Below are 11,737 nucleotides of genomic sequence, written 5' to 3' on the forward strand. Positions count from 1 at the left end.
GATGTACTGCCACACGTCCAGTTCGGTCCAGTTCGAGATCGGGAACACGCGCAGGTGCTCGCCGTTGTGCAAACGCGCGTTATACAGGCTCCACAATTCCGGACGCTGCGCTTTGGGGTCCCACTGACCGAATTCGTCGCGGAACGAGAAGATGCGCTCCTTGGCGCGCGCCTTCTCTTCGTCGCGGCGCGCCCCGCCGATCATCGCAGTGAAGCCGTGCTGCTCGATCGTCTCGAGCAGCGTCACAGTGAAGCCGTGCTGCTCGATCGTCTCGAGCAGCGTCACCGCTTGCGCGGCGTTGCGCGAATCGGTCTCGCGGCGCAGCCGCACCGTGCCGCGTTTGATCGAATCCTCCACGTGACCGACGACGAGTTCGGCGCCGATCTCGGCCGCGCGCCGATCGCGGAAATCGATCACCTCCGGATAGTTGTGCCCCGTGTCGATGTGCACGAGCGGGAACGGCAGCGTCGTCTTGCGCTGAGCGCCCAGGCCGAACGCCTTGAGCGCCAGATGCAGCACGACGACCGAATCCTTGCCGCCCGAAAACAGCAGCGCCGGCTTGCTGCATTCGGCCACGAGCTCGCGCAGGATGTGAATCGATTCCGCCTCGAGCCAATCGAGGTGGTCCATGCGGGTGGCCGCCATCGGCACGGCCGCCGCTTTGGCGGGGTCTAGAAGGATAGACATGGTGTTTTTTTGCATTCGACGATAAACATACGTTGCGCCGCAAACCAACGAGGTACGGCTAGTGCAAGCTTCGGTAAGCGATATAGACGGCGATGGCCAGCAGCAGGACCGCGAACACGCGCCGCAGCGCGTGGCCCTTGACGGCGATCGCCTTCGCGGCACGCATTCCGCCATGGCCGCCCAGCACGCCACCGGCCACGAGCGCGGCCGCCAGCGGCAAATCGACCTTGCCGGCCACCGCATAATTGACCGCCGTGGTCGCCCCGAATACCACGACGGACACGAGCGATGACGCGACGGCCTCCAGCATGGACACCCGCGCGACGATGTGCAGCGCCGGAACAGACAAGAACCCGCCGCTGATGCCGAACAAGCCCGCCAAGCCGCCCACGCACGCGCCCGCGCCGGCCGTGGCCAAGTCGCGGCTCGCGACCGGCGTCAGGCTCGCCGCCGCCTGCGCGCCATGCCCCGGAGCCGCCGATGCGCGCGTGCGCGAGAGCATGAGCACGGCGACGAGCGCGACGATCATCGCAAGCAGCAGCATGAGGGCGCCGCCGTCGATATGCAGGGACCAGCGCGAGCCGCCGAATGCGCCGCCCATGCCGGCCGCGGCAAATACGGCGCTCGTGCGCCAACGCACGAGCCCGGCGCGAGCATATGAGACGAGATTGACAAGCGCCGTAACGGCGATCGCGGCGGCGGTCGTGCCGATCGCCACGTGCGCGTCGCCGATCTTGACGACATACAGCAGCAGCGGCACGGATAACGTGCCCGCACCGCCGCCGACCAATCCCAGGGCGAAGCCGATCGATAGGCCTGACAGCGAGGCGAGCACGATCTGCACCTGCAGGGTGAATGCTATCGGCATGATTGGTTTTCTCTCAGGTTGCACGGCCGTCCGTCAGCGCCGGTGCGCGCGGGTCGCGCGCGTCAGGCGCATGCGGCTGGTCTCGGTGCGTTTATCGGAACAGCGGTGTATCCCGGCTTAGTCTGTCACTTCGAATGCCTCGGTCAACTCGTCCAGCTTGACGGGCGCCGAATCGTGCCGCCCCAAGCGGGCCTGCGCCCATTGCTGCATGCGCGCGCGCACCGCCGCTAAATATTCGGCACGATGCCGCCGCAGCGCGAAGTCGCGGAAATTGGTCCGTTCGAGCGTCTCCCACGCGCGTCCGCGGGCGGCATCGGAGGCGGCACGCGCCGCCTCGAAAGCCGACGCGTCGATCTTCGCGGTCGCATCGGTCAGGCGGGCATAACCATAGCGCGCCATGTAATCGGACGTCAGCGTCTCGATTACCGAGATCTCGTCCGCCGACAGCACCTTTTTGTACTTGTCGATATTCGCCGCGATCGGCGCGAAGCAATTGCTCGACCAGAGCGCCGACATCCGCGAGATCTGCTGGGCTTCTCGAGAGCGGGCCACATCCACCATGGCGGGCAAGAAATCGATGCCGAAGAACGCGCAGACTTGCTTGAGCACGGCTTGCTCGTCGGCCAGGAAGTCTTCGTAGCGGATCGTCATGGTCCGCTCGGGATACTCGGTCACTACCGCATCGGCCGCGCGATGCGCTTCGAGCCAGGTATGGGTGTTCAGCAGCGTATCGAAGTCGTGAATGATCGCTTTGTTCATCGACGCGATCTGCGCGCGCGGATCGCGTACGACGTTCAAAAAGAGCATGTCGGGGAACTGCCGCATCAGCGAATCGGCGTAATGGACGCTGTCGAGCGATTTGTCCATGACCACGCGCGCGCCGCGTTGGTCGCCCGCCCGCAGCAGCAACTCTCCTACGATGCGGTGCACGCTGCGCGGCTCGCGACGAATCGCTTCGAAGATCTCGACGGGATCGAATGCGATTCCCGGCCACTTGACCATGCTCGCCGCTTGCAGCCCGACGACGTCGCTCACGAGACGAAAGTACGCTCGATCGTCCTCGAGGTTGCCGTAGAGCGGCACGATCGGCATGAAATCGACGATATGCAGGGGATACGGCGAATAAAAATCGGGGTTGATGTTCAGTCTCAACCGCAGTGCATGGCTTCCGCACCGGCGCAGCGGAATCATCAGTACTGGCCGTGGGCGCCCTTGCTCGGGTGCCCGATCTCGTGCATCGCTCATTTTTCGAATCCTCATTTCTTCTTGCTAGCTTCTAACTTCGGCGGAACGGCACGTCTGGGCACCGCCCGATGCCTCGGTCGTGAAATAGTTGAAAAACGCCTCGACGAACGCATCGAGGCCGGCGGCCGGGACCGCGTTGACGCCCGCTGCCGCGCGCCGCCCGCCGCCGCCCTCGAAGCCCTCGCATAGCGTGTTGGCCGGCCGCGCCTCGGGATGCGCCGAGCGGACGCTCGCGCAGAACGAGCCGTCGGCGCGCTCCGTCAACACGGCGAACGACCGGCCGCCGCGCTCGTCGCCGAGTTGATTGGCGAACGTGCCCGAGATGCGCCTAGCCCAAGGCGCGTTCGGCAGGACGTAGACGGCGCCGGCGGTGCCGCTTCGATAGGGCGCAAGCGCATCGGCGTGAGCCAGATCGTCGCGATATCCCTCGTCCAATCGCGTAAAGCACGGCGACTCACGGACGAAATCGCGCGGATCGGCGAACGCATGCAGCGCGCGATAGAGCACCTCGGGGTGAATGTGCAGATCGTCGATCGTCTCGCCGTAGGCGTTGTAGTTGAGCGTCCGCCCGAGCGTTCGCAACGATTCGATCGCTCGCTCGTCGAAGCCTTCGGCTCGCGCCAGCGCATGAGCGGTGGCATCGAGGTTGTCGCCGAATGCGCCGGCGATTGCCCATGGCCGGTACCGTCCGCCCAGCGCGCGATCGACGATCAGGCTCGTGCATACGCGCGGCGAGTCGTCCCACTCGAGACGCAACCGAGCGTGAGCGAATGCGCGGCGTGCCGAATGGTGGTCGTAGTACTCGACGCGCGCGCCCGCTTCGAGCAAGGCGGCGAGTGCATCGGCGTTCGCATCGAGCGAGACGTCCAACACCGTGACGTCGATGCCCGCCTTCGCGGGCACCCGCCGCAGCAGGGCAATGTCGCGCTTGGCGCCCGTCACGCACCGCGCTTCGCGCGGCGTCGCGAGCCGCAACTGATGCAGGGCGCATAGGCCGTCGGCATCGCCGTTGAATACGTCGTAAGCCTGCGCTGCCGCATCGATCGCTTCACTCGTCGACATGGCCGGCTCCCTGCGCCGCATCTCGAAGCGCCAACTGCGCGCGCAGCAACGCCGCGGCGTCGCCGGGCCGCAGTTGCGCGGTATCGAGCGTCAACGCCGGCGCGAGCGGCGCCTCGTAGGGCGCACTCACCCCGGTGAATTGGGGCAACCGGCCGCTGCGTGCCTTGCGATAAAGGCCTTTGGGATCGCGCGCCTCGCACACTTGCGGCGACGTGCTCACATACACCTCGACGAAGCACGCCTCGCCGATGATGGCCCGCGCGGCGGCACGGTCTTCGCGCAAGGGCGACACGAGCGAGATCACGACCACGAGGCCCGCATCGTTCATCATGCGGGCGACCTCGGCCGTGCGGCGAATGTTCTCGCGCCGGTCGCTGTCCGAGAAGCCGAGATCCCGGCTCAGCCCCGAGCGCAGGTCGTCGCCGTCGAGCACGACGCACGGACGGCGCTCGATCCTGAGCCGTTGCTCGAACTCGAACGCGATCGTCGATTTACCGGCGCCGCTCAGTCCCGTCAGCCAAAACGTCCGCGGCGGATATCCAAATTGAAGAGCGCGCGCTTCGCGCGACTCGGGGCCGATATGGCGAAACACATTGGCCGGCGCATCGGGCGCATGCACATACCGCACTGCGCTTTCGTGCGCGTCGGGCGCGGCAGTGCAAGGACGCTGCTCGATGCCGCATACCGATCCTTGATGTTCCATCGATTTGTTCTCCACCATGTATCGGACGACCGTTCGCGGGCAGCGAGCATCGCCGCACAAACGTTTGCGCGACGAGCCGCAGCGCGAGAAACGTCAGGCAGCCTCATAGACGAGTCCGGCTCCAGCCGTGACGGCGCGACGTTCATACGCCGACGCTCGCGCACGGGTCTGCCCGGTCGCGGCCTCGCGCAGCTTGAATACGCTGACGGCTTCCACGAGCGCGCCGGCCTGCTCGCGCATCGATTCCGCGGCGGCAGCCGCTTCCTCGACGAGCGCGGCGTTCTGCTGCGTGACCTGGTCCATCTGCGTGAGCGCCTGGTTGATCTGTTCGATGCCGGTAGCCTGCTCTTCGCTCGCGTTCATGATTTCGCCCATGATCAGCGTCACGCGTTTGACGCTACCCACCACTTCGCGCATCGTCGTGCCCGCTTCATCGACGAGCCGGTTGCCCAGTTCGACCTGTTCGACCGAGCCGCCGATCAACGCTTTGATTTCTTTCGCCGCCGTGGCGGAACGCTGGGCCAGCGAACGGACCTCGGAGGCCACGACCGCGAAGCCGCGGCCTTGCTCGCCCGCCCGCGCCGCCTCGACGGCTGCGTTCAGCGCGAGGATGTTGGTTTGGAAGGCAATGCTGTCGATCACGCCGATGATCTCGACGATTTTTTGCGACGCCTGATTGATCGCACCCATCGTCTGCACGACCTCCGAGACGACGTTGCCCGCGCGTTCCGAAACGTGCGACGCCGAGGCGGCAAGCTCGTTCGCTTGGCGCGCGTGCTCGGAGTTGCGCTTGACCGTCGCCGTCAGCTCTTCCATCGATGCCGCCGTTTGCTCGAGCGAGGCTGCTTGCTCTTCGGTGCGCGAGGACAGATCCAAGTTGCCGCTCGCAATCTGGCCCGCCGCCGACGCGATGGCGCCGGTACTGACATGAACTTGGCTCACGATGCCGACGAGGCTCGTACGCATCGTTTTCATCGCATGCATGAGGCTCGTGCTATCGCCGTGCTTGATGTGGACTTCGGTGGTCAAGTCGCCGGCGGCGACGCGATCGGCGGCCTGCGCCGCATCGGCGGGCTCGCCGCCGAGCTGCGCGATGATGCCGCGCGTAATGAGCGAAGCCGAAACGACGCTTACGACGAGCGCGGCGATCGCGAGCCCGATGATGCCGAGGCGGCTCGTCGCATAGGATGCCTTCGCATCGACGGTCAACGCATCGTTTTGCTTATGCTCTAGTTCGCGCAAGCGGCGGACGTAGCCCCACCACTTGGCTTGGATCGGCCGCAATTCGAAACGAAGCAGGTGATAAGCGTCGTCGCGTTGACCCGCGAGCGCGAGCGCCTTGGCACGTAGCATCAGCGGCACCGCAAGCGCGCCTTGCTCGTTGATTTGGTTCAGCAACTCCGTTTCTTCCCGCGTCGTTCCCGGCGCCGCGAACATTCGGGCCAGTTGTTGCCGACTCGTTTCGTACGCCGCCGTTTCATCCTCGAAGCGCTTGGTCTCGATCGCCACCTGGTCTTGTTGATCCGCCTGCAGCAGGATGAGATTGCGCAACGCAAGCGCCCGGTTCGAAATACTTTCGTCGAGCCGGTTGGCCAGGGCGGCCTCGACGGCATTGATGTCCGTGATGTCGGTCATCGATGTCTCGAGTTCAGACATGCGCAGGAGCGCGAATGCCGTCACTACGGCGAGCAGTATCGACACCAAGGCGAAACCGATTCCCAATCGAGTCGCCACCTTCATATGGGTAAAGTTCATCTTTTGCTACCTTTTAATAAAAGGACGTCTCTCACCGTCCACGGGTGCCATCCCCGATAGCACCGTCACAGGCCCGTGAACGGCATATAGGGAAATAGCCTTAAGTGATTTATCCGATGAAATCGTTTTTAATGACGAGAGAGTTGGAAGATGGTCTAGACCTAATTCTTTTAAGTATGACGAATAGCGGGGAGCAACCCTCTTGTATAGCGCGACCCTTCGGGCTGCGTTTTGACCGAGGGCAATGGCCCCGTTTGTTAGTGGTATTACAGGAGCGCGATGGCCAAGCGAGCCGCTTCGCGGACCAGGCGTTTCGTTTGACTATTTAGTTGGACCGCTCGCGATAGCCCAACCGCGGGCGCGGGTCGGCCGGGGTGAAAAGCGCACCGCAGGCGCCGGCTAGTGCCGGTGCAATAAACTGCGCAGCGGATGCCGCCAATCTAGGCGGCGTGCGTCGGGATCGCGCGCTTGACGCACATGGTCCTGCCACAATTCGTCGGAAAACAGGAACGCCACGATCAGCAGCGGCAGCACGAGAAACGCACCCAAAATCACTCGTTCGATCACGATGAGTCTCCCGTGCCCGTAGAAGGCGTCAGCTTGCAACGTGAGATTCATTCTAAGCGCATGCCGCGTCGGCGGCGCGATCGGGAGTGCGCATTTCGTTCGGCCGCGCTCACCGGGGGTAAGCCTCGGACCTTCGGGAACGATGCGTATCGGGCCGGGCATCGTTTTTGTCCTGTAGCTAAACCGTTATTAAGCGTTTTTGCCCCGCGGCGCAAAACGACTTTATGTGCGGCGCGGCAAAACCGATTTTCGATTTATTAAGCGGCTTAATTCGTTTTCGGCGCAAATCGCGCGCATGGCTGGAAGCCTTGCACCAGGCGGGGGCGCCGCCTTACGAGCCGCCTGAGGCTGCGTCCGGCAAGGGCCGCGAAGGAGCCGTACAGCATGCCGGAAGGTACTCAAAATGCCTGCGACAATCCGTCGCTTTTGCAACCGCACACAGAATGTGCTTGAGCTTTCATACACATGATCTACGCTAAAAACCGCGGGTTTTGTATTGCCTTTAAATACATAGCTAACCTACGTAAAAACCCGCATGGAGGCAGATATGAAAAAACGAGCCGGCATGCTTTTGTTGATGGTGGGGCTCACCGCTGGCGCGACGATCGCGCAAGCGCAGGACGATGTCCTGAAGCCTCAACAGACGTTTCAATTCAAGGCGAATGCCTACGGTTGCTTGTCCAAGGATAAGCTGGATGCGGCTTATGAGCATGCGCAAGCAGGCGAACGGCAAAAGATGCAGGAATTCTTCTCGGGATTCCAATGCCTGTCCGCTCCCGAGCATGCCGATTTCCGCGTCGTACGCGTCGTCGGCCGGGACGTCGAATTCGTGAATGCGGCCAATACCGATACCGAGGGTCTATGGACCCACGCCGAATTCATCAAGCAATAAGGCGCTAGTTCGGCGGGGTGTGGCCACCGCCCGGGCGAGATCGCCCGTGCGCCATTCGCATGGCCGCGCTCGTGCGCGCTTTACTCGTCGACTCATCGATTCGTCGGAGCCGGCCCGGTGCATGAACCGGGCCCTTTGGCATTGGCCGGTTCGTTTTTCGATATCATCACGCGCCGAGAGCGGCCGTGCGCATCGCATGCGCCGCGGCCCCGCGATCGATTCGCGCAAACGACGAACTTCCCACGCCGCATGGCCCTCAAATCGACGATTTACAAAGCCGAACTGCAAATCGCAGACATGGATCGGCACTACTACGGCGATCATTCGCTGACGATCGCTCGCCATCCCTCCGAAACCGACGAGCGAATGATGGTGCGCCTGGCTGCGTTTGCGCTGTTCGCGAGCGAGCGGCTGGAACTTGCCAAAGGCCTCTCGGATACGGACGAGCCCGATCTTTGGGAAAAAGATCTCACGGGCGCGATTCAAACATGGATCGAGGTGGGGCAGCCCGACGATCGGCGGCTCGCGAAGGCGAGCGGACGCGCCGAGGACGTCAACGTGATCGCTTACGGCGGGCGCACGTCGCAGATCTGGTGGGATGCGCTGCGCGGCAAGGTCGAGCGGCTGCGCAATTTGCAAGTGTGGTCGCTCGCCGAAGGTACCGGCGAGGCGCTCGCCCGAGTGGCGCAACGCACGATGCGGCTCCAGTTCACCGTGCAAGACGGCTCCGCTTGGATCAGCAGCGCGAGCGCCGACCCCATCGAGCTGCAATGGACCGTGCTCAAAGCACGAAACGAGACCTAACGGAGCTAGGGCAGGGGCTAAGGGCGCGGCGGTATGCGCACTTAGAGCGTCGTTGCCCGAGCCGCTTCCGGCGGACCCTTGAGTTCGACCATATTGCCCTCGGGGTCGAACAGATAAAGCGATCGGCCATAGCCGTCCGCACCGTAGCGGCGCCCCTCGGGCCCGAGCCGGGCGCCGTGCGCGGTCAAATACGCGGTGAGTTGCGCCGCGTCGTAATGCTCGATGCGCAGGCAGAGGTGATCCATGTTGCGCCCGGCGCCCGGCACGCCGCTGTCCGTACGGTCGATCGAAGCGCCGACGGCCAGTACATCGATCATCGAGCGCCCCGCCCGCAACTGCGTGAGGCCGATGTCGGCTTGCTCCTTTTCGATCGTGCACCCGAGTGCGTCGCAGTAGAACCGCGCCAGGGCCGAGGGATCTTTCGCACGAATGACGACGTGGTCGATTTCGCGAATCGTCGGCTTCATCGAGGCTTTCCTCCATATCGAGCGGCCGCCCGCCCAACGAGCGGCGCAGGGATCCCGGTGAGTGTACGGCAAGGCGCCGCGTGCGGCGAAGCCGCGCTGAGCGCTCACGCCAGGAGCAGGCGGGCGGGCAAAAAAAAGCCCGCCTATGTGGGCGGGCTGAATCCATATCAGGAGGAGACATGGAGGAGACGGTTCCAACTATACACACGTCGATGGTGCAATGCAATATCTTTTTAATGACGGAAAATGACGAAGGTTTCCCGTCATCGTGGATAGCGGCTTGAAGGCGCGCCGGCAGGCCGAGCCAGCGCCGGCCGGCGGCGAACGCCGGCCCGGTTCGAGGAATGACTCTAGACCGCGGAACTCCCTAGGGCCCGATTGTCCGGCGCAAATCGACGAATGCGCCCCACGCCAAAATGGCGCAAATTAGACAGCAACATTCGGCGCGCACGGCCGCGCGAGGACGCATAAAGTTGGCATCGTTGATCGAGCCAATATCGAGGACCATCATGGATACCGCCTATCAAACGGATACCGAGCGCTGGGACGCCGTGACCCATCGCGACGCCCAGGCGGACGGCGCGTTCTTTTACGCAGTCGCGACGACGGGCATCTTTTGCCGGCCGTCGTGCGCGTCGCGCTTGCCGCTCCGGGAAAACGTCGCGTTTTACGGTACGGCCGACGAAGCGCGGGCAGCCGGTTTTCGCCCTTGCAAGCGCTGCCGGCCGGAAGGGCTGCCGCGCGAGATGGCCATCGTCGAACGCGCATGCGCCGCGCTCGATGCCGATCCCCAAGCGAGGATGACGCTCGCGCAGTTGAGCGAAGCCGTGCATCTGAGCCCGTTTCATTTGCAGCGGCTGTTCAAGCGCGTCGTCGGCGTCTCGCCGCGCGAATACCAGGCGGCGCGGCGTGGCGCGGCCCTGCGCGATGCGCTGCAACGCGGCGAGGGCGTCACACGCGCCGCGCTCGATGCAGGATTCAATTCGCCGTCGCGGCTTTACGACAGCGTGGCGGGCGAGCTCGGGATGGCCCCCTCCGTCTACCGAAAACAAGGGGAGGGCCTGCGCGTGCATTATGGCAGCGCCGCCACGACCCTCGGCCACGTGCTCGTCGCGGCGACCGATCGGGGCATCTGCCGCATCGCATTCGGCGACGATCCTGCCGAGCTCTTTCAGGCGCTCAAGCAGGCTTTCTTGAAAGCCGAACTCGTGCAAGAGCCCCGGCGCATCGCGCCGTTCATCGATCAGATCGAAGCCTATCTGCACGGCCGCCGCGAGACGTTCGACTTGCCGCTCGATATCAGCACCACGGCGTTTCGTCAGAGGGTATGGGACGCCTTGCGCCGCATCCCCTACGGCGAGACGCGCAGCTATACGCAGATTGCCGAATCGCTCGGCGTGCCGCGCGCCGTGCGCGCCGTGGCGAGCGCTTGCGCCTCGAATCCGGTCGCGCTCGCAATTCCCTGCCACCGCGTGCTGCAAAAGGGCGGTTCGCTGGCCGGCTACCGGTGGGGGCTCGCACGCAAGGCCGCCTTGCTCGACGCGGAGGCCCGGCGCGCATCGGTCGAGCCCGCGCCGGCGAGCGTCGCAGCGGCGGCGGCGCATCAAGACATGGACGACGCCGCTTGAGCACCGCACTCGCAACGAGCTTCGAGCTGCCTTTCAAGGCACCCTACGATTGGCCGCGCATCCTGCGCTTCTTCGCCGGCCGCGCGACGCCGGGCGTCGAAACGGTCGAGCAGGGCAGCTACCGGCGCGCGATCGAATGGGCGGGCGAGAGCGGCACGCTTAGCGTCGCCCGCCATCCGCGCAAGCACCGTCTCGTCGTCACCGTCGAGGGCGACGCGGGGCGCCACGCGCAAGCGCTCGCGCCGCATGTCGCGACGATGTTCGACGTGGGCGCCGATCCGCGCCTGATCGGCGCCCACCTCGGCCGCGATCCCTGGCTCGCGCCGCTCGTCGAGGCCGCGCCCGGATTGCGCCTGCCGGGTGCCTGGTCGGCATTCGAACTCGTCGTACGCGCGATCGTCGGGCAGCAAGTCAGCGTGAAAGCCGCGACGACGCTGATCGGCCGGCTCGTCACCCGAGCGGGCGCGCTTATCGAGGACCATCCCCACCCCGGTACCGCCTGGCGCTTTCCCACCCCGGCCGCGCTGGCCGACGCCGATCTCGCGCAAATCGGCATGCCGGGCAAACGCGTCGCAGCGCTGCAAGGGCTCGCACGCGCCGTAGCCTCCGGTGAAGTACCGATCGACGACATTGACGCCGCCCGCATATCGCCCGCGGCATTGGGGCAAGCGCGGGCCGCGCTGCTCGCGCTGCCCGGGATCGGGCCATGGACTGTCGAATATATCGCGATGCGCGCGTGGCGCGACGTCGATGCGTTCCCCGCGACCGATCTCGTGCTGATGCAGGCGATCGCGGCGCGCGATCCGTCGCTCGCTCGCGCACCCGCCCAACGCGCCCGCACCGAGCGTTGGCGGCCGTTCCGGGCGTATGCCGCGATTCATTTGTGGAACGAAATCGCCGATCGCGCGCAGGGTCAGCGCGGCGGCTAGCGGCAACCGTTTAGCGTACGCTCCATAGCGCCTGCCGCACCGCGAGGCGCAAACCCAATCCCCCCTGCCGCACCGGCGCAGCACGCGCGCAAGCGCTCCGCCACCGGCCGCTTTCCCGCGCCCACATTGG

12 protein-coding genes are annotated in these 11,737 nt (G+C 64.9%); 4 read left to right on the plus strand and 8 right to left on the minus strand.

Going from position 1 to position 11,737, the window contains the following annotated elements:
• From cysD to DXT59_RS04605, 7 genes are all read right to left on the minus strand, one after another.
• A partial coding sequence (gene cysD, locus DXT59_RS04575) for a sulfate adenylyltransferase subunit CysD (RefSeq protein ID WP_116135858.1) occupies nucleotides 1–687 on the minus strand: 687 nt, incomplete at its 3' end.
• A gap of 58 nt (nucleotides 688–745) precedes the next feature.
• Nucleotides 746–1,555 (minus strand): sulfite exporter TauE/SafE family protein, encoded by an 810-nt coding sequence (locus DXT59_RS04580; RefSeq protein ID WP_116135744.1) that lies wholly within the window; start codon nucleotides 1,553–1,555, stop codon nucleotides 746–748.
• Nucleotides 1,556–1,672: 117 nt separating this feature from the next.
• A complete protein-coding gene (locus DXT59_RS04585; RefSeq protein ID WP_116135745.1) occupies nucleotides 1,673–2,800 on the minus strand; it encodes a sulfotransferase family protein in 1,128 nt (375 codons plus the stop codon).
• A 24-nt stretch (nucleotides 2,801–2,824) separates the two neighbouring features.
• The gene (locus DXT59_RS04590) at nucleotides 2,825–3,862 is read right to left on the minus strand and encodes a hypothetical protein (protein WP_116135746.1); all 1,038 of its coding nucleotides are present in this window, start codon (nucleotides 3,860–3,862) and stop codon (nucleotides 2,825–2,827) included.
• On the minus strand, nucleotides 3,849–4,565 hold the full coding sequence (cysC, locus tag DXT59_RS04595; RefSeq protein WP_116135859.1) for an adenylyl-sulfate kinase: 717 nt from the start codon (nucleotides 4,563–4,565) through the stop codon (nucleotides 3,849–3,851). The genes DXT59_RS04590 and cysC overlap by 14 nt, the downstream gene beginning before the upstream one ends.
• Before the next feature lie 93 nt (nucleotides 4,566–4,658).
• Complete coding sequence (locus tag DXT59_RS04600; RefSeq protein WP_116135747.1) at nucleotides 4,659–6,320, minus strand: methyl-accepting chemotaxis protein; 1,662 nt, start codon at nucleotides 6,318–6,320, stop codon at nucleotides 4,659–4,661.
• Between the two features lie 399 nt (nucleotides 6,321–6,719).
• Nucleotides 6,720–6,938, minus strand: a complete 219-nt coding sequence (locus DXT59_RS04605) for a hypothetical protein (RefSeq protein ID WP_116135748.1) — start codon at nucleotides 6,936–6,938, stop codon at nucleotides 6,720–6,722.
• 496 nt (nucleotides 6,939–7,434) lie between these two features.
• Between DXT59_RS04605 and sap1 the strand changes: the two genes are divergently transcribed.
• Both sap1 and DXT59_RS04615 read left to right on the plus strand, forming a co-directional pair.
• Nucleotides 7,435–7,779, plus strand: coding sequence for a surface attachment protein Sap1 (gene sap1, locus DXT59_RS04610; protein ID WP_116135860.1), 345 nt, complete (start codon nucleotides 7,435–7,437; stop codon nucleotides 7,777–7,779).
• A 249-nt stretch (nucleotides 7,780–8,028) separates the two neighbouring features.
• The gene (locus DXT59_RS04615; protein WP_116135861.1) at nucleotides 8,029–8,583 is read left to right on the plus strand and encodes a YaeQ family protein; all 555 of its coding nucleotides are present in this window, start codon (nucleotides 8,029–8,031) and stop codon (nucleotides 8,581–8,583) included.
• Between the two features lie 41 nt (nucleotides 8,584–8,624).
• Here DXT59_RS04615 and DXT59_RS04620 read toward each other — a convergent pair whose 3' ends face one another.
• Nucleotides 8,625–9,050, minus strand: a complete 426-nt coding sequence (locus DXT59_RS04620) for a VOC family protein (RefSeq protein ID WP_116135749.1) — start codon at nucleotides 9,048–9,050, stop codon at nucleotides 8,625–8,627.
• Nucleotides 9,051–9,559: 509 nt separating this feature from the next.
• Here DXT59_RS04620 and ada point away from each other — a divergent pair.
• Together ada and DXT59_RS04630 are read left to right on the plus strand one after the other, a co-directional pair.
• Nucleotides 9,560–10,678, plus strand: a complete 1,119-nt coding sequence (gene ada / locus DXT59_RS04625; protein WP_116135750.1) for a bifunctional DNA-binding transcriptional regulator/O6-methylguanine-DNA methyltransferase Ada — start codon at nucleotides 9,560–9,562, stop codon at nucleotides 10,676–10,678.
• The gene (locus DXT59_RS04630) at nucleotides 10,675–11,607 is read left to right on the plus strand and encodes a DNA-3-methyladenine glycosylase family protein (protein ID WP_116135751.1); all 933 of its coding nucleotides are present in this window, start codon (nucleotides 10,675–10,677) and stop codon (nucleotides 11,605–11,607) included. Before ada ends, DXT59_RS04630 begins: the two co-directional genes overlap by 4 nt.
• Nucleotides 11,608–11,737 lie beyond the last annotated feature (130 nt).

It is taken from the genome of Trinickia diaoshuihuensis (genome assembly GCF_003390925.1).
GTDB classification, from domain to species: domain Bacteria; phylum Pseudomonadota; class Gammaproteobacteria; order Burkholderiales; family Burkholderiaceae; genus Trinickia; species Trinickia diaoshuihuensis.